Raw genomic sequence first — 23,653 nt, forward strand, 5'->3', positions numbered from 1 at the left:
TCGAAACAAACAACTTAAAACAATCAATACCACAATGAAAACGTCATCTATCAAAAACCGCATTCTCCAATTCGTCTCAGTTGCTACATTGCTTGCTGCAACTTCTTGCCAAAAAGCTCAAGAGGAGATTTTACCCCAAGAAGAAACAACAAATGTTGAGTATTCTAACGCAAGAGCCAGCGCTTCTAATCCAAGTATAACTTCAATAGGAGGGGCAAGTATGAGTGGGTTCACTTCTAATGGCACATGGCTTGGCAATATACCTTCTTGTTCTAGAAGCCCATATTTAGGTTTTTACGTTATTAATACCCATGATAATAACGACAACTTAAATTATTGGAATATCAATGGAACGAATTTTGGTACAGTAAGAGGATCTATTTCGTCAAACTCATCAGGAATCACGTTTGATATTATTTCTTGGACAAATACTGTTGTACAAGTAAGACCCAAGGCTGGCTACCAATTAGATGTCAAAACCAATTTTACAGTTACAATTAGAACATCATCAAACACTACCGCCAGTCGTACGATAAACGTAATAGGTATGTTAGCAAATGGGAGAGGGTATGGTCAGTGTACTTGGGAAGCAGCCTTTCAGCGTAAATTGATGGGGCTTTCAATTCCCTTTCCTTCAGCCTATTCTACTTCAGGAACTATAAATGCCTCATATGTCCCTAAAAAGGGTGATGTACTTCACTGGGGAAAAATGCATACAGGAATTATTTTGAGTACTCCTACGGTTTCTACTTCTGGAGGTGTCACGACTTATACATTTACAATTCGTGAGCGGAACTCTAAGTGTAATGAGACCTTTGCTACACAATCCACACAAACTTTTAAGAAAACCAGTAGTACTGTCACCCAAGGCATTAGTTCAGACAATGCGTCTCTTGGTAAAGCTACGACCTATTGGAGATAAAAATTTCTATTTTTTTTTTACCTTTGGAAGTGCCTACTTATCGTAGGTACTTTTTGTATTTAGAGTTTATTTTAAAGATGAAAATCAGCATAGATATTGGAAGTCATTCTGTAAAAACGGCTCGTCTAACACCAGAAGGAATAGCCACGGTCATTCCAGATGCGCAAACGCGCCTCGTTTTTACACCCACTGCGTTTAGAAATACAGGGGGTGGGTTTTTGATAGGAGCAGATGCCACTATTTTGGTGGGAGAGTCTATTGATCTTCTCCAGCAACTCAGTGCCGACAAACCTACACTGGTAGATTCACAACAAAAGCCCTGGTATGCAGCAAGTTTGCTGGCATTGTTCATAAAAAAAATACGCTTAGATACCGATACACTTCACATAGACGGTGCAGTAGGCTGTATTCCCAATGGCTTGCCTGATACTGAACAGCAAACTATCAATAGTGCTATTCAATTGGCTGATATTCCATTTTTAGGAAATGTTACCTCGGCAGTAGCCGCTGCACTTTACCATAGTCCAGTAGGCCCTAAGCCTATTTTAGTGATAGATTGGGGGCATAGTGGTCTTAGAATGGCACTGGTAGGAAGAATGCAGAAAGAATACCAAGTATTAACCCATATTACAAAAACAGGCATAGGGGGAAAGCATTGGGACGAACTGGTCGCTGAATCGTTGTTTCAAACATTCAAGGCACGTTTTGCGCATTTGGCTTCTCCCTATATTTCTCAAATTATTGCAGCCCATGCCAGTTTGATCAAAGAGGCTCTTTCTGAACACCTCTTTGCTAAACAAGTAATTACGGTAGAGTCTGAACTAATAGGGCTAATGCTCAGTCGCCAATCTTTTGAACAAATCATTTCACGTGATTTTGAACAATTCGATCCATTATTGACTCATTTTTTAAAACAAGCGACTGTTCCAATCGAAGAGATTGAAGAAGTGATATTGACAGGTGGATGCACATTGGTTCCAATGGTGAAGCAAGTCATCAAAAAGCGTCTCTCTTCGGTCAAAAAATGGTACGAAAAAGATCCACTTCTTGCAAATGCCTTAGGAAGTGTACGGTATGCTACTCAGACTGAATCTCATAAAAAAGTACCTACTCCCAAAAATACTCATCCGACTTTGGGGGTTTTGAATATCAATCCTACTACTAAAAATACCGAAGTAGATACGATATTTGTGCAAACATCTGTATTGCCAGCCCGAACTCGCCGCACTTACTATACGGCTAATTCTGAACAACGGGAAATAAACTTGATAATCGTTCGATACGATCAAGACAGTACTGACTACGAGGTTTTAGAGAAAGTAGTTGTGGGACCGCTGCTTGGCTCAGAAGCCTACCAAGCCATTGAAGTGACTTTTTTATACGATGAGGACGGGACATTACGGCTTAGTAGTTATGACCCCGAAACAGGCACTGAGTATCAAAACATTTTACAGATATCTTCATCTGAAGGGTTTCAATTTTATCCTCAGCGCCAGTTAGTACGGAGTACAGCGGTTAATGGTGTGGCCTGAGAAAGGAATCGTAGGTTAAATAATGGGAATTCTTTAAGTAATTCCCAAAGTTTCTTCAAGTACTTTTTCCAAATCTTTTATGTGAATGGTTACGTCATACTCTTCGGCACGTTTGCGTGATGTTTCTGGTAAAAGCATCACAGTCCCATTTGTAATTGCTCGCATCGCCTCTGCAAATTCTATCGGATTGTTATTTTGCACAATAGTTCCCATTCCGCATACCATAAACTCAGAAGGCCCTCCGCTGTTAAAAGCAACAATAGGTTTTCCTAAATAGGCAGCATCAATCATTACAATCCCAAATTGCTCTTCGCGTGATGTTAGCATAAATCCATTTGCCAACTGCATATAGTTATAATAATCATCTGTTTGGGTAGATATAAAAGTAACATTTTTATAGTTTTCCAGTTTCTTTTTAGTCAAATACAGCAAGCCATTTTCTCGTTCTGCACTTCCCATCCAAATTAAGTGGACGTTTAAATCAGACAAGGCTTTAGTAATAATTGGTAGATAATCTATACCTTTTCGGTAACAGGTAGTGCCTGCCATCATCCAAACAAAAGCATTTTCGTCTATCGCCATATTGTGTCGAAGTATTTTAACCCGTTCGGGGTTTATACATACTTTACTAAAGTTAACATAAGATGGAATAGAGACAACATTCTTAAAACCAGCCTCCAAAAAATGATGTGCAGTATAATTTGAGCCTCCAATAATGAGTTGAGAATATTCTATCGCTGTCTGCATTTCCTGATAGGACGCATACTCAAAGCCCGATTCCAATTCTGTGATATGTGAAATAATTTTAACTCCTAAATTTTTTGCATAACGAGCCATATACAACATGACAGTTGTGTTAAGATACCAATAATCTGCTTCGGTCTCCTCTTGAATTTTTTTTATGTAATTTTCAAAAACTGGAACTCCCAAAAAGGTAAGACTTTTGCGATAAAAGTTGACCCCCCAATGCATATTAAAAGGTGAAGTATATACCTTGACATCGGCTGGAAGCATATTGAGAATAGGTCCTTTTTTGTCACAGTATAGTGCTATTTCCCACTTGTTTCTATCCAAGGCATGTAGAGCGTAATAGAGTAACATTTCGGATCCTGTAATTCCACCAAAAGGTGTAAAAAATAAAATTTTTGTTTTTTTATTCATGGTACTTTATAAAGGTAAGGCTTCCCTGAAATAATTTTAAAGAAAAAAGAATTGAATATAAAAATAGTATTTACAAATTCATTAATATTTTCAAAGTCTTCAAATACTCGTTTCTTAGCAGTCATATTTTCTGTTATTTTCCACATATATACCACAGGAATCATTATCCAGTAATAAACCATCAGGGCTATATAAGCAGTAATTCCAAACCGTTTTCTAATAAAAACTAAATTTGATAAATGAATTTGTGGGTCAAATCGGTTGATGTATGTAAATTTTTTACGTTTACGTTCAGGATTACTACCCCATTCTAAATGAATAAATTGGCAATCTTTCAGTAAAAGCAGTTTTCCATGTTTTTTGAGTCTATAAGACCATTCTACATCCTCTGCATACATAAAAAAGTCCTCGTCTAACATGCCAACCTGCTGGATTGCATTTTTTTTCACCATAAAAAAAGCCCCAACGAGCCAATCAACTTGTTGATCATCTTCATATTTAGAAGCCTTTATCCATCGTGTCAAATATTTTTGGCAGGATAGGGGTACAATAAAAAAGCGTTGAAAATAATCATTAAAACCTTCATAGAAAAGAAGCGGTGTCAAAGAGGGTGTTAATTGAATTGCAGAAACCGCAACAGTATCAAGGCGTTCTTCAAGAGTTCTGATACATTTTAAGATACTGTTATCAATTAACAATGTATCAGAGTTAAGTAATAAAATATATTTTCCCTGAGCCAAACGAATTCCCTCATTATTTGCTCGGGCAAAACCAGCATTGTAGGGCATATCAATCCAAATTATATATGGATGTTGAGTTAAGATATATTGTTTACTGTTATCTTGAGAATGATTATCAATAACAATGATTTCTAATTGTATATCCTCAACATACTGCCAAATAGATGTAATACATTCAGACGTCATTCGAGGCGTTTTATAATTGACAATCACAATAGATAAATCAATAGTTGAAATCATAATGGTTTCAAAAATGTAAAATAAATCGCTAAAAATTAAACGTAGTTTTATGTTGTTTTAGTGGAATAAAACATGCCTTAGAATCGAAACACCTCCAGCAACTTGAATAGAGAAAATGTTATCGCATAAAAACGAGTTTTGGTTAATTTTCTCTCTCAAGCCTCTTTTCAAGCTGCTACTATTTTAGAAGGTTTTCAATTTCATTCTCAGCGCCAGTTATTACCGAGCACAGTAGTGAATGGAGTGATTTAGGTCTGGTCTATGAATGAATCACTTTGACCTCAATAGGTTTGAGTGCGTAAATGGCCAGTTTTACGGCGTGGCGGGCATTGTCGAGTGCGGTGAATACTTGCATGGTATAATTATTTGTTTATGTTTGAAGTGTTAAATTCTACTTGTTTGAGAACTTTTGGCGTGACTTCCTCTGGTATTTTATAAAGTTCTTGAACCTGCTGCGTTCCACAAATATAAGACATAGGGTTTTCTAATTTTTGAATAAGCTATCATCCCTACTTTCTCATATACTTTGACAAAATCAAAACCTCTTTTGCTAAAATTACGGCGTAACCTACCAACTACCGTCACTACTTTTGGTAATGTTTGTGCTTAATTGAGATGGTCTTTTAGCAATCTCGTTTGCTTTGATAATGATATCTTTTGAAACTTCATGCCTATTTTGATTGTAAGTACTTTTTGTAGCAAAACGTTGATAAGAACTATGTTCTGAACACACATTTTGGATTCTATTTAGTTTATTTTTATAATCACCCAGAAACTTTATCAAGGCATCGTCGTTTTGGAAAGGGTTTTTGATTTGATATTTCTCCACAGATTGGCGATTCTTAAGCAGGTTAATTATACCATCTATTTGCTTAATTTTTTCTGAATAAAGTCTTTGTGTGTATGCTTCATAGTCTTTGAAACTGAATAAAAAAAATTGATTATCAGAAACATCGTATTCCTCATTTACGATACCTATTCCAAAGCCTTTTGTTACAGACATTTTCCCCTCTTTTAAATCCGATTTTGCTGAGAGTCCGAGGCTTACATTTATTCCCCATTCTTTTTGTGTTACATTTATATCTCCACTTCCGTTAGAATCATTTACACTAATGTTCGGTGCAAAAAAGTAACTACCACTGATTTTTGCCTCTGCCAATTTTGCCTCCACTTCTGCTTTAACTTCTGCTTCTCCACCAAAACCTTTACTTTTATTATCACGAAAACTATAACTTCCAGAGACACCTGCACCAACTGCTACTTCAAGTTTCCCCACATCTATTGTTCCTTCACCTTTAATGGCTGAACCGTCATTTCTAATATAGACATAGGAATAACTTGCTCCGAACAATTGTCCGCTGGCACTGGCAGAACCCCCTATTCCTTCCATAGAAACTTCATTACTATATCTGTTATATGATTGTCCACCAGGTTTATTGGACATATAAGTGCTTTTTTCTGACTCGTAGTTAATGGAATCGCCTTGAAGACCTAACGAATGATCAGACTCTATACCTTTCAATGAAGCCGTTGTAGATGCAGAACCTATAGGTGTTTTAATTTCCGCTTCTGCCTTAAATTTTGCCCATTCGAGTGACCCAATTTGTATATTAGGGTTTCCGTTAGCCGAAAATGAAATTGAAACTCCTGATTTTTCAAAAATGGCATCACCTTGTTCTTCTGCCACTTTTTGTAGCAAATTTGTTAGGGTAATTTTTTGTTCGGGGCTGAGGTTTGCTAATTTTGAACTATAATTAGTGTCCTCGAAAACTATTTTGTTGAATATTTGTTGAATTTTCATGTTCTAAATTATTTAGGTACTGACATCGTTGCGGGAACTATCCTGTTGGGTTTGTCAATTAAAATTGCTGAATTGAGTATATTTAGCTTTTGGCGTTTGCCTTGGGCAAAGTCTAAGGCAGTGTTTTCTTGTTGTGTTTTGTACTTGGAAAAAGCTTCATTTAAGACTTTTTGTAGTTCTAAATCCTTTAATCCCTTTTCTTTATAGTATTTAGCAAGGGCAGGAATGATACTATCTTCTAAATAATGGCTACTAATAGGTTTAAAACCATCTATATAATCACCAAGTCTGATTACTTGACCACCATGTTTCCCCCAAATGTTTACAACATTTATACTGGACAACACGTAGATAGTATTTGGTTCGCCTAAATTTTTGCCTTTGATATTCTTATTGACCCAGTTTATAAAATTGATAGCCTTGTCTTGGGTAAAGGTAATACCAGGCGAATCGAAAACAATGGCTTGTGAACCTGTAATCCGTGCTTGTACATCGGCCAACCATCCTCCCAATGAATGCCCAGTGTGCACTATTTTTGTGGGGGTATATTGTTTTTGAATAAGTTTGGTAAAATTAGCTGCATCTGTGGCTTGTTCTGGAAAACTACCAAGACCAAGGGTTAAATCGCTTTTTACATCTTTGAGTCCCTCTTTACTAAATTCAAAATTTGTACCTCTATGTGATATTATGATTTCGCCCTTCTCATTTCTAAATGCCGCAGCTTGGTAGCCCGAATCTGATGGCGGTGCAATTGCTACTAATGTCCATCCTTTCGGTATTTCAGTAGTTTTACACTCATTTAGATAGCTATCAGAACTAAAATAAGCATAATCTAACAAATCTAAATCTTTTACCTCTTTCGTTTTCATATCTTTGAAATTAAAGCAAGGTGAAAAATAATTACCTTTTTTCACCTTGCTGATTAAATTTGATTTTAGTCATTAATTCTACGATATGCTTCGTAAGCTTCACGTTCCCAGTCGCGAGCATTATCTGCGCTTGATCGGGCGTTGTTTTCGTAGTTATCTGCTTGTGTAGCACTGGTACGAGCATTTCCTTCGTAAGTGTCTGCTTGTGTAGCTGAGTCCTCCGCTGCGTGCATCAATTCTTCAATTTTCTTTTCTTCAGCAGTTGCATCTACCAAAAGATCATGAATTGCTTTACGGTCGGTTTCACTATCAGAGAGTAACTCGCCTATTTGCTCATTCTTTTCTTTACAATACTCCTCAGTACGGTCAAAAGCAACTTCCATGTTGTGTAGTGTTTCTTCTACGTGTTTGTAAGCTGCGTCCATATTCTCAACTACTTGGTTGGCATGGTCGTGGTCTTGGTCAATTTCGCCCACCAATTTATTGGCCTCTTCGTCTTTGTCGTGGATTTGACCTAAAGTGGTAGCGGCTTCCTCGTCTTTGTCATGGATTTGTCCTAAAGTGGTAGCGGCTTCTTCGTCTTTGTCGTGGATTTGGCCTAAAGTCGTCGCGGCTTCTTCATCTTTGTCGTGAATTTGACCTAAAGTCGTCGCGGCTTCTTCGTCTTTGTCGTGGATTTGGCCTAAAGTGGTAGCGGCTTCTTCGTCTTTGTCGTGGATTTGGCCTAAAGTCGTCGCGGCTTCTTCATCTTTGTCGTGAATTTGACCTAAAGTCGTCGCAGCTTCCTCGTCTTTGTCGTGGATTTGACCTAAAGTCGTCGCTGCTTCTTCGTCTTTGTCGTGGATTTGGCCTAAAGTCGTCGCGGCTTCTTCATCTTTGTCGTGGATTTGTCCTAAAGTCGTCGCAGCTTCCTCGTCTTTGTCATGGATTTGTCCTAAAGTTGTTGCGGCTTCCTCGTCTTTGTCGTGGATTTGACCTAAAGTTGTTGCAACTTCTTCATCTTTGTCGTGGATTTGTCCTAAAGTCGTCGCAGCTTCCTCGTCTTTGTCATGGATTTGTCCTAAAGTTGTTGCGGCTTCCTCGTCTTTGTCGTGGATTTGACCTAAAGTTGTTGCAGCTTCTTCATCTTTGTCGTGGATTTGTCCTAAAGTTGTTGCGGCTTCCTCGTCTTTGTCGTGGATAGCTTCTAAGGTTGTTTTGGCTTCTGCCTCATATTCGTCTGCTTTTTGACTTGATTCAAGTGCAGCGGCTTCGTATTCGTCTGCTTTTTGACTTGATTCAAGTGCAGCGGCTTCGTACTTATCCGCTTCTTGACTTGAAGCTAAGGCAGCGGCTTCGTATTCGTCTGCTTTTTGACTTGATTCAAGTGCAGCGGCTTCATACTTATCCGCTTCTTGACTTGAAGCTAAGGCAGCGGCTTCGTATTCGTCTGCTTTTTGACTTGATTCAAGTGCAGCGGCTTCGTACTTATCCGCTTCTTGACTTGAAGCTAAGGCAGCGGCTTCGTATTCGTCTGCTTTCTTGCTTGATTCGAGTGCTTCCGCTTCATGCTGTTGTGTTTCTTTCAATAAGTTTTCAACCGCTGTTTCATGTTCTTCAACTTGTTTTAGTAAGTCTGCTACTTGATGTTCTTGATCTTGCACCTGTTTAAGAAGCTCGGCAGTATCATGTTCGTTACTTTGGGTTTGTTTGAGTAACTCGGCTGCTTGGTTTTCAAGTTCTTGCACCTGCTGCAAGGTATCCTTTACTTGTGATAACACATTGTTCACTTCATTCTCCATATTATGAACATGCTCCAAAGCCGTTTTTGTTTCACCGACAATCTGTAGAATTTGCTCGTTGAAAGCAATAGCCTTCTCTTGCTCAGCTTTAATTTGTTCAAGGGCTACTTGCGCCATATCCATGATGCTCTCGCCGCCTAATCCGTTGGTAGTACCTGGTTCAATCATTTTTTTATAGTTTGAGTTTGGAAAAATATTTACTTAGTTTGAATAAAATTTTGAACTTTACATAGCTTAATAGCTAAATCCTGTATAGGTTAGCAGTAACTGATAAAAAATTTCAAAAAAAATTATGATAACGAAAAAGCAGTACTATTCAAAATTCAAGAATGCTTACGACGAACAAGCAGGTTCTATTCGAGATTTACCTATTGGCCAAATCAGGAGTTACATAGAACCCAAACTGTTGGAACTTCACAACGATTTTGAGGGAAATGAAATGCTTGCCAAGATATTGATTATAGGAGAAATAGACAAAAACGTTTTAAAAATGTTATCCAATGGCATGAGTTATCCTGATTTACCAAAAGAATTGTCAGGAATTAGCGAAACCGTATCACCTCTACCTATAACCTATCAGGTTGAAAATACAATTGTTCAAGCGGCATTTTATACAGAAAAGTCATGCGCAGTTTCTTACGAAGGGCTTTTTGAAGGACAGCTTGGTATAGTGGCCTTTGCAACAGCTTCTGATATTAACCCTCAAAATTTAACATTGATCAAAGAAGTATTTTCGCAGCATGCTTGGATTTGGCTTTTTAAGCATAGGGAAACCAAAGTCCCTGTATTTTCGCTACGAGAGGATGTCTTGGCTTGCGAATGGCTAAATTATGAAGACGAAACAGCTACATTGGCCCATGTGCTCAAAAGAACTGATTTTATAGGAAAATTAGCTGTGACCCAAACCTACAATGCACTTCTGGCACTTGAAACCCTCAATCAGTTCACAGGAAAGTTTGTAAAGCAGACTGAAAAATTGAATCGGACACAACGCCTTTCACTTGGTGCAAACGGGGGAAACATGGTATCTGTTAAAGCCAATTTAGAAAACGACCCCTATTACCTAATCAAGAGTAGTGTACAGCAGCAGTTGAGTTTGTTGGAAAAGAGAGTGCAGGATTCTATGGAACGCTTTTTTTTACCTGCGACGGGAGAGTTTTGGGGCAAAATATACCCATCTATTGACACTTTGAGTGAATTGGAAACAACCGAAAAAGCCAAAAGCAATGTGCTGAAAATACATGACACAGTACGAGATGCTTATTTGAATTTAAATCGAAAAGTACTCCAACAACAATTCAAGAGTACCATGCGCCTGGTCAATGACGCTGTCAGTAGCTTAGAGAAGGATATGGCTCAAGTATGCCAACAAAACAATGTACCTATGGTAAGCCTTTTTGTGAATCCATTGAGCGACAAAGAGCTTCCAATAATACTGGATAGTACTGTAAGGGTGGAAAGACCTTACGAAGCCACTGTACAACGCAAGGGCTTTTATGAATACTTTATGGCCGTACGCAAGTACCAAATGCTTTTTTTGATGTTGGTATCATTGTTTGGTATAGGCTCGTTTATTCGTAAACAGCCTCAGATTATGATTACAGCTTCGTTGATTTTAACCGCTTTTGGTGCCTATACTCTACGAAAAACGGTTAGGCAAGAACGGCAAGAACAAACCGATAAAGAAGTCGAACGCGCTCGTGAAATGCTACGCGACGAAACCAAACGCATAGGCAATGAGACGTTGCAACGTTGGCGTAAGCAAATGGCAGATTATTTCAAAACGCTCAATTCTCAGGTGCTTCGTCAGATAGAAGAAACGACCTCCAACTACCAACAACGTAAAAGTGCACAACAAGACGAAGAAAAGCGGACGTATCAACGAATCATTCAGAACTTAGATACCAACGATAAGGCACTGATGGGTTATCAGCGTAGCCAAGATATGTGGTTACGTAATGTACAACGTTTGAAATTAGAGCTAAAATCTGAGTTTAGTAAAATTCGATAACAATATCACGGATTATTGGTAGCTATCCGAAACCCAATACTGTAAAACCCTTCGGTAGGAGTAGCAGACGTTCGATATACAGAGCGAATCTGTTTGGCATCGCTTCGCCAACATCCCCCCCTTATCACCTTTTGTTTACCCGTGGTAGGTCCTTTGGGGTCTTCTTCGGGGCTTTCGCGGTAGTATTTTTCGCCATACCAGTCCTCGCACCACTCCCAAGCATTGCCGCTCATGTCGTAAAGTCCCAATTCATTGGGTTTGAGGCGGCCTACTTGGTGGGTTTCACTGCCTGAATTTACCGCAAACCATGCCACTTCTTCTGGTTTGCCAAGGCCCGCAAAAGTCATTCCTTGGCTTTGCTTACCTCCACGGGCTGCGTACTCCCATTCGGCTTCGGTCGGCAATCGAAACGTACGGTTGGTTTCTTTGGAAAGCCATTTGCAAAACTCTTGGGCATCGTTCCAAGACACAAAAAGCACGGGGTCGTTAGTGGTTTCTTCGTTGCGTACTTTCCCTGCTGCATCATAGCCAAAGTTCACCTCCTTGCGTTTACCACCTTCTGCAACAAAAGCTCCGTCGTTTTTTTGGGCATCGGTGATGTAGCCCGTTTTGGTCAAAAAATATAAAAATTGCCGATGAGTAATTTCATACTTACTGATGTAGAAACTATTGAGCTTGACAGAATGCGCTGGTTCGTTCTTAGTTGGATTAAATGGATCTCCCATTTGAAAACTTCCCCCCTCAACCAAAACCAAGTTATTGCAAAGTTCCTCCACAAAAGTGTCTTTATATCGAGGTTCTTTTTTGATGGGCGTAAGGTTTGATGCAACGGTATTGTTCTTTTCAACAGGTTTTCGGTTGAAAGTGATTTGCTGTACTTTCTGGTTATCATCAGATACCCGCATGGTATTTTTGTAGGGCAACAGCAAGCTACTTTTGGGAATCGCTTCTATGTAGTATTCACCTTCTGACACTGATTTGGGGACTTTGGCACCATCAGGGAGCTCAAAACTGTACTTATTCAACCCTGTTAGGGTCACGGTACAAGCACTATCAACTACCAATAACAAATTAAACTCAAGCTTAGGCTTTTCGTTACGAGAAGTCGAGGATGATGAACCAGATGATGGTCTGCGTACAGGTGCAGAAGTGGTTTTTGAGGGAGCTTTTTTGGGCTTTGCAGGCGTCAATATCAATTGACTATGTGCTTCGCCTAATGAACAAATTGTAAAAGCAGAGACTAATAAAAAGATTTTCATCGCTTAAAAGAACGTGGATTGTGTTGGTTGGGGAGGCGAATTTCGAGAGCGTTATTTGTAGAATTAAAATCTTCGCTATCGGGAGAAAGTATACCTGCAAATTGGGCACGAATAGGTTCAGATGAGCTATCATTAGTGTATTCAAAAACAATGTCTGCAAAAATAACTTTCTCCGCAATTTTTATTTCTTGTTCAGCTCCACCTTTAAGAGTCAAAGGCCATTGTTGAAAAGCTTTTTTGACACGCCAACCTTTATCAGTACTATCGGCAGTAATTACAACAAACCCCAATATATCAATTGGTACTCCCGTTTGATTTGAAATTATAAGAGGACGGGGTACGAAATTACGTTCCAAAAAGTCATATTTAATGCGTGATTTTTGGTCAATAATCAAGTTGGCTCTGCTATCACTAAAACGCTCGTACATTAAAAAAGCAGACCAAGCAAACAACGCGCCAATGGCTCCCCATAATATCATATGATTTTGATACCACTTTTTAGGCGCTTGGTTTTCCGTTTTATCTGATTTGACTGGATTGAGGTCAATGACGGGGTTGTTGGTGTAGTTTTTCTTGATGGGGTCATTGACTGGTAAGTTTTCTAAATCAACACCTTTTAATAAAACCTCTTTCGCCTGTGTGATAGACTGTATCTGCTGCGTGTATTCACGCTTTTGCGAAGGTAGGGGGGCTTCTTTGAGTAGCTTGTTGAGTTTGCTCAACTCTCGACTGAAATTAAATACGACATCTTCGGCAGGAGCATCTCCTTTTAAGCCTAACAACTGAGCCGCTTGCTCTTTAGTAAGGCTTGTTTCTGTATTTAGGGTGGTGGTTTCAGCTGCTTTTCCTTCGTCCCATGCTTTGGGTTTTTTGATGATGAGGTCATCAATGTCAACGACTGTCTTGCCAATTATTAATTTATCGGTAGGTTGAATCAATTTCTGACGTACCCGCCAATCATTTACAAACGTAGGGTGGCCTGTCCCTAAATCACGGAGGATTAGTTGCCCTTGGGTTAGTTGTAACTCTGCGTGAAACGAGGCTACGTCTGACTCGGCAATCACTAAATCGTTTTTGGGGTTGCTCCCTATTTTCCAGACTTTCATACTGGTTGTTTTTTGATACAAGGTGTAAAATAATTAGGATTATTTGATTTTGCCAAATGAGGCCAACAGACCAACCGCCAAGCCTTGACTTAATTGAAGGTCACTCACAATGTCTTCGTCGTAAATGCCAATCAGGGTAAAGTTGATGTTCAAAAACTTATTGACACGGGCGGTAGTAGTCAAATCCAAGCGATGATCAAGGGGTTTGATAGCGGGTACATACGCAAGCATAGTTCCATACCGAAACTTCAAATTTACGTTTTCAAAGATGTCTTTGTCAAACGAAGCTACCAACTGTACCCCTACTTCATTGAGCAGCTTTTTGCCTTTGGCTACCCCATAATTATTGGGGATTTCTTTGGGATCTACGGCACTATTGACAAAAGTCTGCCGTAAGGTAAGAGCGCCAATTTGCAAATTAAAATAAGAAACAGGCTTATACTCAACCCCCGCCGACTCAAATAAATAGCCAGGGGCCATGAACGCCGAAATGGTAGGATTGTTGGGTTTTTGGTATTCGATACCCTGCCCAAATTGAGATAAGAAAGTAACACTACCAAAAGCATTCCAAACCTTGTTGAGTTGTCGGGCAAATTTAGAATCGAAAAAAAGACGGTCGGTGCTTTTGCGAAGGCCTGCTACACCTTGTCCATTGACAAAACCATACTGGCTTTGAAAATCGTTGGTCCAAGTTGTTTTACCTTTGACGTAAATGGCTTTGGCATTGCATAAAAAACCAATGGAAATACTATTGCTTCCTCCGCCTTTCCATGCTTTACTAAATGTAGCTTGGTTGAAATTGACTCCAAACTGAATACTTTTTTGCCAAGGGTTATCGGCTTGGCTTATGTTGTCTTGGGCAAAGATTTGGCAGCTTAACGCAATACTGAAAAGGAAAGTAAAATAAATTTTCATTTGGTAGAATGTTTATGGAGAGATTTTAAGGTTTTGTAAAATTCACAACAGCCCCATAGTTTGTTCCACAGGCATTGGAAGCATAAGCGCGGAGGTAGTAGCTAGTGCCCATTTTCAGTTCCCAGAGCGAAACGTTCAACGATTTGGCACCGTTGCCGTTGGCTACTCGCCCTTCAAAGTTGTCTATGGTAGGCATGGGATTGGTGCTTGACCAAATGACTCCCACATTGGAGAGTACAGGTACATTATCGGCGTTGGTAACAGTAGCCTCTATGGCATGTGATTTGGTGGTAGGCGATAGCGATACTTGTCCTGTTGTAACGAGTGGCAGCCCACTCTCAGGATAGAGTTGTCTCAATGCTTTTATGTCTTCTTGACTCCACTGGGTAGTGGGCGAGGCGGGTACAAGCAAAGCATACATCACTGACGATTTGTTGGTACTTGGGGGTAATCCCATGATTTCGCCCAATTGATTCATGACGACAGCTTTGAGTTGCGCCGCGTTCCAAGTGTGCGTTTGATTTAAATAAATGGTATAGCCTCGACTTACGTTGCCTTCGATAGCAGCTAAGGCTGGCTGACGATACGTTAGCAATCCCTCAGAATTGTTTTTTCCAATTTGCTCGGGCGTAGCAAAGGCTACTTTGAGGAGGGCATTGGTGTTTTTTTGGAATTTTACGTAAAGTTTAGCATTGTTCAACTCTTTGAAGGCAGCATCTACGGCATCGGATTGTTCGGCGGCAAATGTACCAGAGGTATTCCAACCCATACTGCAAGAAGGCCACTGTTTTTTCCCTACCGATAGCCCCGACGAGGCCGAGATTTTCAAAGCGGCTTGCTCTTTTGATACTTCGAGTTGGGTACAAGAGAGTAGTAGAAAAGAATGTATGATGTATGATGTATGACGTAAGATTCGTATTGACATACCTACTTTATCTTTATTGCTTGATGATGGTAGTTGAGTATTGATAGGTAGGGGTAGCGATTTTGATAAAATACTGCCCCGCAGCCCAATTGCTCGTATTTACTGTGTGTTGCTGATCGTTACTGCTACTTTTAATCTCAACCATTTGGCGACCCAAGGCATCAAATATTATGATGCTGTTGCTCGGTAAAGTAGTTTGTGGTGGCTTGATGTGCAATAACTCCCCAACAGGATTTGGCCAAAATATCCATTGCTCAGAGAGGGCATTGCCTACCGAAAGGGGTATTTCTACCTTGACCGCTACTGCCGCTGAGGTGCGGCTACACTCTCCCCGTGATACGACTACTGTGTAATTTCCTGACTGCTCGGCGGTGTATGATCCTCCATTTGCTCCTACGATGTTGGCGTTGTCGCGTTTCCACTGATACTGGTATTCTTTGCCTAAGGTAGCAACCAGCAGTACCTTCTCTGGTGCATAAACAGATAGTGGCCCCTGTGGAGTGATTTTGGCTATCAATTCACCGCCTTTTTCGACCAAACCAAACGCTGGGGCTTCAGCTGTGCAGCCTTTGGCGTCGGTGAGGAATAGCTTATAGACGCCCTCAGTAGCAGTAGCGAGCGTGGGGCTATCCGTGCCCGTACTCATACCGTTGAGTTGCCATTGGTGCTTGAAGGGGGTTGTACCACTGCTGATTTTGGCTGATAGCGTCGTATTGCTACTGTAACAGTAGAAATTACTGCCCGTGATGGTGACAGTGGGGGTAGGATTCTCAGCAATAGTAAGTGCATTAGAGGTCTTGCGGCAACCTTTGCTATCTTCGATAAAAACCGTGTAGTTGCCTTTCTGATTGGTAGTCCACTCGTTGAGGTCGCGCTTGACTTCTTGGTTGCCATTGTACCATACCAATTGTTTGATGGGCAGGTTGGCTTTCTCAACGATCGCTTTGAGTGGTACGCTTTTGCCCGAACAAAACTCGCTGGCACCCGTCAGGGTTACGTTCAAATCGGGTGGAATGTAGCTGACGGTGCTTTGGGCAGTGCCCACACAACCTTTGGCATCAGTAACGCGCACCGTCACGGTGGTATTCTCGACAAATGGCCCTAAGGTGGGCTGGGCAGTGGTAGCTTCTTGAATGGCGACGGCGGGGCTACTGCTCCACGCATATTGGTAGCTGCCTGCGCCTCCCGTGGCCGTACTCACGCCCGTGAGGGCATAGGTTTCGGCGCAAGTGACGCTCTTGCCCAAGCCTGCGTTGGCAATGGGTAAGGGGTTTTGTATGAGTGTAACCGCTGGCGAAGTGGCCGAGCAACCGTTGGCATCGGTAATTTCGACGGTATAACTCCCCGTTGTTCCTATCCGTAAACTATCGGCAGTACTCCCGCCTTGCCATTTATAACTGATAGGGGCTTTGGCATTTTGGGTAGTGGTTTTGAGTAAGGTACTCCCTCCTGCACAAAACTCCAACTTACCCGTGATTTGGACGGTGGGATTGCCTTTGGTGACAGTAACTGTACCCGATGTAGAACGACAACCTTTTTTGTCCGTAATAATGACCGAATATTGCCCCCCCTCGGTAGCATCAAGCGTGGAGGTACTACCACCAACGGGATTATTGTCTTTACGCCACTGATAGGTGTAGCCATCGTTGCCATTTTGAACAGTAGCTGCTAAGGGTAGGCTACCTTTGCAAAAAAAGAAAGATTGTGATTGAATACCTGCGCTCAAAGTGCAAGGAATATAAACGAGAAGTGTGCGCACTTCTTCTGATTGGCAGCCTTTGGCATCCGTGACTCGTAGTTTAATGGTAGTATTCTGGGTAAAAGGACCAAAAAAGGGGAAGTCGTAGCGATCATCAGTGACGTTGATGTTAACGCTTGGATCGGTAGTCCAGTTATAGGTATAAGGGCCTGTACTGTACGAAACAGGAATAGCCTGTAATCTACCAGTCTCGGTTCCTGTGAGATTTGGGAATAGAGGGAGAGTAAATACAGGGCGAGGATTTTCGCGTATCGTCACATCGGTAGGAAAGGTAGCCTTACAACCAATCTCATCGGTAACACGGGTACGGTAATTGCCAGGCGTATTGACTGTAAAGCTACTGCCTTCGCCTACTTTCTCACCGTTTCGCAACCATTCGTATTGATATGCCCCTACCCCTCCCGATGCCTCCGTAGTGAGGGTAAGACTGCTCCCTGCACAATACTCGTTATCGCCTTTGATATTACCCACGCTGGGTTGGGATTTAGTTACAACAAAAGGATTTGATTTAGTTAGCTCGGGGCAATAAGGCCCAGAACCTGCTTGATAAACCCCACCTTCTGAAATTTTAATTTCACCTACATTCGAATTGATTTTAACTCCGTCTTTATACCACTGTACAAGGCTATTATAATCATTTGGCAATTTTAGTGTAACTGATTGTCCTGCACAAAATGCTGATATACCTTGAATATCGGGGTGTTTTTTTATTGCTTCAATAGTTACAGCATTGCTGGTAATCGTTGTTCCACAAGTAGTTTCGCATGATAAAGTGTAAGTAGTGTTGGTTGTTGGGCAAACTACATTTTTGACCCCTGTGCTACCATCTGACCACCTAAAGGTATTGGCTTTACAACCTACAGTAGAAGAAATACCTACCCCTGGCCCAAAAGTATCGGAAGTACGGTAAATCTTCAATTCTGGCTTAATAACTTTGAAAAATCGGGTATTGCAAGAGTATATGGTACTATACTCGGAAACGGTAGTTCTAAAGGAGTAATTTCCAGGTTCTAAGTTTTCTGGTATTTCGAAACTCCAAGTTTGATTACGTTTGTTAACATCTACAGCAGTTGTGCATTTATAAAATACACAAATATTTTTTTCTTCCTTTATTATTCCTGTACCGATGTTTTTATCAAGATTCCATAGTTCTACCTGTACATTGACTGTCTGTGAAAAATAAATACTACTTCCAGATAAAGTAAAACCCATATAAGTAGAAGAACCAGAACATACGACATCAGTACCCGAATACTTTGTGGCAAAACTTGCCTGAGGCCCAATGCAATCCCATTGGGCATAAATGGTAGTATTTGTAATCAGAAATAGTATGAATGTATAGAAAGCAGTAGTTTGCATGTATATTTTGAATCGCGAAGGTTGAAATTTTAAAACAATCTAAAAATCAACTCAACCCCCACCCCCTGCAACAGCATTGAGGCGTGGGAACGGTTGGTGGTTTAATCGTTATGGTTTTTGCTATTTTATTAGTTTTTTTCTGAGTCCTTCCATAAACTCAGCCGATAGTTCGTTGCCTGAACAATTAGGATGAGCTTCTCTGATACGCTCAATAGCCAAACGCCTATTGAACATAAACAGGCTATCTAACATAGCCAACCTTTCTGATAAAGGCTTAGCAAATACAATTTCAAACTGTTTTTTGGCTATAAAATCGGGGGTATCGTTCATATTAAGTCAAAGGTTTTAATGTTCATATTGCTTGCCCATTGCTCTACATACTCTTTGTCTATACAGATACCATGTAGGGAATCTGAAGCTGTTCTAATTTGGTACAAACCGATTTTAGTAAATCAATAATCATATTTTCAAAACACTCTAAATGTTAGTTGAACACTGAGTCCCTGCAACAACATTGAGGCGCGGGAGCGGTTGGTGGCGTTATCTTTATAGTCAAGGTTGAGCAGATTAGTACTGCGTTGGTATTGGAGCATGAGACTTACTGAGCGGTGTTTGCTAAGGTATTTGCTGAGGCCAATGCCTCCATAAAAGCCCAAGGTTTGCTTATTGAGCATATTGAGGTCGGTGTTGGTTACGTCCATGTCATAGTTGGTGTAGTTCAACTTACGAGGGAGGTTGAGGGTAGCTCCTGCCTCAAGGTGAAGGCTAAAATCTTCATTGCTCATGGAGTAGTTGTACCGCAAGCCTACGGGGATTTGGAGGAGGTCAAAGGCAAAGCGTTCGAGGGGGATGGTTTTGGCGGCGTCGGCAGTTTGAAACCTCACAGGCGCATAATTAACGCCTACAATAGGCGAAAACTTGGCATCGGGCAAGACAATAAACTGCCCACCACCGTACCACTGCAAGGAAGTGGGTGTTTTGACATTGCTACTGCCATTGTTGAGTATGGGAAAAGCCGTTGAAGCGCCTGCTGTTATGGCTACTCCTACCAACGTAGGTCTTTCGCGGTGAGCGTTGCGCTGTTTGGTGGGTTTATCAATCGTAAGTGCGCCAGGATTATCACCTCCTGCCAATGCTGCCTTGGTTTTGGCTATTTCGTCGCGTTTGTCTTGAATTTTGGTATTGGCGTCGGCTATTTTTTCATTCATTCCATTGGCCCCGTATTTTTCAGCTTCTTGGTAGTATTTTTTTGCATCGGCAAAGAGCCCTTTACTGAGCATTTCATCGCCTACTTGTACGGCTGCTTGGGCCGCCTGAGTACGCAGCGAGGCATCTTCAGGATTGAGTGCGAGGGCATCGCGGGTGTAGATGAGCTGCCCACGCGGGTCATTTTGGGTTTCTTCGAGGCGTTTGTTTAGGTTTTTCAGGCGTGCTATTTTGGAGGTTTGTTCTTCCACATAACGGTCCCCTTCATAGCTAGGCACTTGTGTCGCAGCGATGTATTTGCGGCGTGCTAAGTCGTAGTTGCCACTTTTAAGGGCTGCGTCGGCTTCATCGCGGTAGCGGGTATATTCATTTTGGGCAGCGATAGAAATACGTCGTTGTTCGGTTTGCGGGTTGGGTTTGGGTTTTTGCGGGTTTTGTTGGTAAGCTTGGTACTGTGGTAATGGTTTTTGGACTTTCTGCTGATATGCTTCGTTGGCTTTTTCCATCTTAAAAGCCACGCTTTTGGTGGGCGTTACTTCTTGGGTAGCAGCGTATCGGTTTACGGCACCTTCATAGTCACCCCGCTGGAGGCGAGCATCGCCATCTTGTTCCAATTGCACCGCCAGCCGCTGTCGAGATACCATGTCTTTGGGGTTTTGAGCCAATGCTTGTTTGACCACTTGGAGTTCTGGATTTACGTCAGGTTTGGTTTTTAGGGCATTGTCAAAGCTCTTTTGGGCAGTGGTGATGCGCTGACAAACGGCCATTCGCTCGGTGGCGTAGGTGTCTTTATCATGAGTAGGTACTGAAAGACACAGCCGATAGAGGCGGGTAGCTTTTTCGTAGTCGCCCTCGTTAAAATAGGCATCGGCCAAGTACTTGTATTGTTTGTATTCAGGGTTTTCGGATTTTGGGGAGGTATTGGTTTGGGCAAGACAATAGTGCCCTTCTGTGAGAAGTAAAATGGTACAGCATAAAACTATTTTATATAGGTTGGTCATAGACTATTCAGGAGCAAATGAGTCTTTTTTTAGTTTCTCATTTTAGACTCACAGGATTCGATTTTTCGACGAATTTCAGCGGTATTGTTGAGAGCTTTTGCTACTTCATACCATTTTTTCGCATTTTCATATACCTCTGCTTCAAATATTTTATCGCCTTTGTCTTCGTAAATAATATACAATTTAGTAAAACGCTCGGTGGCTACTTTAGTCCCTTTGTTATTAAGTGCTTGAGCCTGCGAAAAATGTATAATGGCGCCATCTTTATCATTTTCGTTATTAATGGCCCTTTCACCAAGTGCAAGCAATTCTTCTATTTTAGCTTGGTTGGGATTAGGCTCTTCGAGAGCGTTTTCTATTTTTGTTTGTGGTGAAATAGGAGGCGAATTATTTACTGAGTTTGGTGATACCTCAGGGCGTTGCTTTCTATCAGGTTTAGAATTGGGGGTTGGAGTATTTGTGAGACTTACTACATCTGTTTCTTGTTTTTGCGATTCAATTTTTGTGGTATCTGTTGTAGTGGTAGCCATTTGTAGGGTTGGCTGACTGGTAGATTTGGGCCAAGTAAACCATAATAACCCTCCTACTACTGCCATACCTACCCCTCCCCAAAGTACATAATTGGGCTTTGAACTCGGTGATACAGGCGTGTCTTGATCAGAAAATTTGGGATTCGAGCGATTTACTACTGTTCCGCGAGAGGGCGTAGTGGTACTGTTTGAAACACGGGTAAGCTCATTGGACTCAGTCAAATCCCACACTTGATTTTCGAGATAATGGTTGGCCCATAGCACCAACTGGCGTGCAGTAGGGCGCAGTTCTGGATCTTTATTTAAGCATTTTTGGATGAGTGTATTGACTCCTTTAGAAAATTTTGGGGGTAGATTTGGAGCGGCAACACCCATGAGTAGCGCTCTCCCACCATCCCTATCAAAAGGAAGCTCCCCCATAAGAAATTCGTATAGCGAAACCCCCAATGAAAATATATCACGGCTTGGTTTAACAGTCGCTTTGTTGGAAATCTCTGGAGGGGCATAAGCTCTTGAAAAGCCTACTATGGCATTGTTAGCTTCTTTTCCCATGGTGACACGAGCAAAAATATCTTTCATTTTTTGGCTGATACCAAAATCAGTCAAAACATAATTACCATCATCTTTGATGAGTACGTTTTCTGGCTTCACATCGCAGTGTATGACATTGTTGGCATGAAGATAGTCCAAAGCACTTGCTACTTGCGACAAAAACAAGGCCGTTTCTTGTTCGGAATAAGTTTTATCTTCTTCTATGCGGCGAAATGCGGATCCGTTTTTGATAAAATCAAGTTTTTGGTAAGGTTGCGAATCCCATTTACCAATATCAAATGGCTTGATGATGTGTGGGTGTGAGAGTTTGCGAATGAGCTTAAAATCCTCGAAAAAACGTTCAATAGCTCCCTCACCTACTCGAACGAAAATTTTGAGAACGAGGATTTCGTCATCCAAGAGTGTATCAAGGGCTGTCCATACCTCCGCATCTTGCCCTCCTCCGAGGTGTTTGAGTAATTTATAACGATTATCGAATAAGTCGCCTTTGGAAAACTTCGCCATATTATTAGGGTTTACTATTTAGTTTTTTTTCAATTTTATCTATTTCGGCTTGTTTTTCATTTATCATCTTTTGCCACAACTCCATGCTGGCTTCTATCTGTTTTAATTCAGATTGCAATTTTTGTTTTTGGGTGTTTTCAGCATCAATTTTTGTCAAACCTTTGGCTGATTTATTGATTTCGGTTTGTAATTGCTGATATTGATTGAGAAACTTATTGTAATTTTTTTGATAAACTTCAATATCTTTTTTTAGTCTTCCCAACTCCAATATCTGTTTAGAATTTTGCTCCTCTTTTATTGATGTAAGTGTAGGGGAAGGTGATGGAGAACGCGTTGAATCTCTCACGTTGTTCACAGGCAATGTAGGAGTATCAACCGAAGGAGTGGGGCTTGATTTAGGTTGGGCTACGGCTGAATCAAGTTGCATAGAAGGTGGTAGAGCGACCGATAGAGCGGTCTGTTTTGGCTGTTGGTACCACCAAAGTACACCTATCCCTGTTGACAGTAAGACAAAGATAAAAGTCCAAAGTAACCAGTTACTACGAGGTTTTGTGTTTTGAGAGGTACTACTTACAGCACTTTGTGGAGGAGTTAAAGGTTCAAGATAGGATATTGATACCATTTCAAAAAGCACTACGGTAATATTATCCTCTCCTCCCGCTTGATTGGCTGCCTCAATGAATTGAGTACAATTGGTACTTATATTATCACTTTGAGCGAAAATGGCAGAGATTTCACGGTCGAGCAACATAGAGTTAAGGCCGTCGCTACACAATAGCAATCGGTCACCTTGATGCAGTTCTACCGTGCGAAATTCGGGTTTTGGGGGGTAATCGGCTGCCCCGAGGCTCTGTGTGATGATATTACGCTCTTCATGAACTGCTGCTTCATCTTCCGTTAGCTCGCCTTTCATTACCATCTCCCAGACCAAGGAGTGATCGTCTATGAGCAATTTTAACCCAGACAAAGGCTGATAAAGATAACAGCGGCTATCGCCACTCCATCCAATAAATGCTTTGTTGCCTACCACCCATACCAATAACACGGTCGTTCCCATCCCTTCGCAATCAGGGTTTTGGGCAGCGTGTTGTACTATTTGCCGATGAGCAAGCATAAGGGCTGTTTGCAGGTGTGCATTGGCTTCTTCGGCGCTGGTAGAAGGTGTATTTATTTGTAAAAAATACTTCTTAACAGCCTCAGTAGCGAGCTGAGATGCTACCTCGCCTGCATTGGCTCCCCCCATTCCATCGGCTACTACCATCAGACTTCCCAATGGCCCAGGAGTAAAAGAGTCGGTTTGTACACGCCATTCTTGCTTGGACAGATCAGCTCCTACCAAAAAATTATCTTCGTTGTGATAACGAATCTTCCCTTTGTCGGTACGTGCTGCAAAGCGTATAAGTGTGTTTTGTTGCATAGTTGAGAAAGACAATGCTGTAAAAATAGCTTTAAAACCCGTTAGATGCCTGTTTTTTTGTCA

General features: G+C 41.2%; 17 protein-coding genes. 3 read left to right on the forward strand and 14 right to left on the reverse strand.

The features are described from left to right. Positions 1-34: 34 nt before the first annotated feature. Both AC23P2_RS28130 and AC23P2_RS28135 read left to right on the forward strand, forming a co-directional pair. Positions 35-922, forward strand: coding sequence for a hypothetical protein (locus AC23P2_RS28130; protein ID WP_487776283.1), 888 nt, complete (start codon positions 35-37; stop codon positions 920-922). A gap of 77 nt (positions 923-999) precedes the next feature. Continuing rightward, positions 1,000-2,454, forward strand: coding sequence for an Hsp70 family protein (locus AC23P2_RS28135; RefSeq protein ID WP_487776284.1), 1,455 nt, complete (start codon positions 1,000-1,002; stop codon positions 2,452-2,454). A 33-nt stretch (positions 2,455-2,487) separates the two neighbouring features. On the opposite strand, the gene AC23P2_RS28140 is transcribed toward AC23P2_RS28135, so the two are convergent. From AC23P2_RS28140 to AC23P2_RS28160, 5 genes are all read right to left on the reverse strand, one after another. Continuing rightward, the gene (locus AC23P2_RS28140; RefSeq protein WP_487776285.1) at positions 2,488-3,615 is read right to left on the reverse strand and encodes a glycosyltransferase family 4 protein; all 1,128 of its coding nucleotides are present in this window, start codon (positions 3,613-3,615) and stop codon (positions 2,488-2,490) included. After that, entirely contained in the window at positions 3,612-4,595 is a 984-nt protein-coding gene (locus AC23P2_RS28145) for a glycosyltransferase family 2 protein (protein ID WP_487776286.1), read from the reverse strand. Before AC23P2_RS28145 ends, AC23P2_RS28140 begins: the two co-directional genes overlap by 4 nt. Before the next feature lie 568 nt (positions 4,596-5,163). Continuing rightward, entirely contained in the window at positions 5,164-6,396 is a 1,233-nt protein-coding gene (locus tag AC23P2_RS28150; RefSeq protein WP_487776287.1) for a hypothetical protein, read from the reverse strand. A gap of 8 nt (positions 6,397-6,404) precedes the next feature. Further along, positions 6,405-7,265, reverse strand: a complete 861-nt coding sequence (locus AC23P2_RS28155) for a Tle-like phospholipase domain-containing protein (RefSeq protein WP_487776288.1) — start codon at positions 7,263-7,265, stop codon at positions 6,405-6,407. Positions 7,266-7,330: 65 nt separating this feature from the next. Then, positions 7,331-9,214, reverse strand: coding sequence for a coiled-coil domain-containing protein (locus AC23P2_RS28160; RefSeq protein ID WP_487776289.1), 1,884 nt, complete (start codon positions 9,212-9,214; stop codon positions 7,331-7,333). A 124-nt stretch (positions 9,215-9,338) separates the two neighbouring features. On the opposite strand from AC23P2_RS28160, the gene AC23P2_RS28165 reads away from it, so the two are divergent. After that, complete coding sequence (locus AC23P2_RS28165; protein WP_487776290.1) at positions 9,339-11,057, forward strand: hypothetical protein; 1,719 nt, start codon at positions 9,339-9,341, stop codon at positions 11,055-11,057. A gap of 5 nt (positions 11,058-11,062) precedes the next feature. Here the strand turns inward: AC23P2_RS28165 and AC23P2_RS28170 are convergent, their stop codons facing one another. The 9 genes from AC23P2_RS28170 to AC23P2_RS28210 form a co-directional block, all read right to left on the reverse strand. After that, on the reverse strand, positions 11,063-12,316 hold the full coding sequence (locus tag AC23P2_RS28170; protein WP_487776291.1) for a formylglycine-generating enzyme family protein: 1,254 nt from the start codon (positions 12,314-12,316) through the stop codon (positions 11,063-11,065). Continuing rightward, complete coding sequence (locus AC23P2_RS28175; protein ID WP_487776292.1) at positions 12,313-13,422, reverse strand: FHA domain-containing protein; 1,110 nt, start codon at positions 13,420-13,422, stop codon at positions 12,313-12,315. Before AC23P2_RS28175 ends, AC23P2_RS28170 begins: the two co-directional genes overlap by 4 nt. Before the next feature lie 39 nt (positions 13,423-13,461). Further along, the gene (locus AC23P2_RS28180) at positions 13,462-14,337 is read right to left on the reverse strand and encodes a DUF3078 domain-containing protein (RefSeq protein WP_487776293.1); all 876 of its coding nucleotides are present in this window, start codon (positions 14,335-14,337) and stop codon (positions 13,462-13,464) included. 25 nt (positions 14,338-14,362) lie between these two features. Further along, the gene (locus AC23P2_RS28185) at positions 14,363-15,262 is read right to left on the reverse strand and encodes a matrixin family metalloprotease (protein ID WP_487776294.1); all 900 of its coding nucleotides are present in this window, start codon (positions 15,260-15,262) and stop codon (positions 14,363-14,365) included. Positions 15,263-15,275: 13 nt separating this feature from the next. After that, complete coding sequence (locus AC23P2_RS28190) at positions 15,276-18,380, reverse strand: T9SS type A sorting domain-containing protein (RefSeq protein ID WP_487776295.1); 3,105 nt, start codon at positions 18,378-18,380, stop codon at positions 15,276-15,278. Between the two features lie 120 nt (positions 18,381-18,500). After that, the gene (locus AC23P2_RS28195) at positions 18,501-18,710 is read right to left on the reverse strand and encodes a hypothetical protein (RefSeq protein ID WP_487776296.1); all 210 of its coding nucleotides are present in this window, start codon (positions 18,708-18,710) and stop codon (positions 18,501-18,503) included. Between the two features lie 137 nt (positions 18,711-18,847). Beyond that, a complete protein-coding gene (locus tag AC23P2_RS28200; RefSeq protein ID WP_487776297.1) occupies positions 18,848-20,587 on the reverse strand; it encodes a hypothetical protein in 1,740 nt (579 codons plus the stop codon). A 29-nt stretch (positions 20,588-20,616) separates the two neighbouring features. Further along, complete coding sequence (locus AC23P2_RS28205; RefSeq protein ID WP_487776298.1) at positions 20,617-22,173, reverse strand: serine/threonine-protein kinase; 1,557 nt, start codon at positions 22,171-22,173, stop codon at positions 20,617-20,619. A 4-nt stretch (positions 22,174-22,177) separates the two neighbouring features. Further along, positions 22,178-23,590, reverse strand: a complete 1,413-nt coding sequence (locus AC23P2_RS28210; protein ID WP_487776299.1) for a protein phosphatase 2C domain-containing protein — start codon at positions 23,588-23,590, stop codon at positions 22,178-22,180. Between the last annotated feature and the right edge of the window lie 63 nt (positions 23,591-23,653).

Source organism: Runella sp. R0.1_18 (assembly GCF_057652155.1).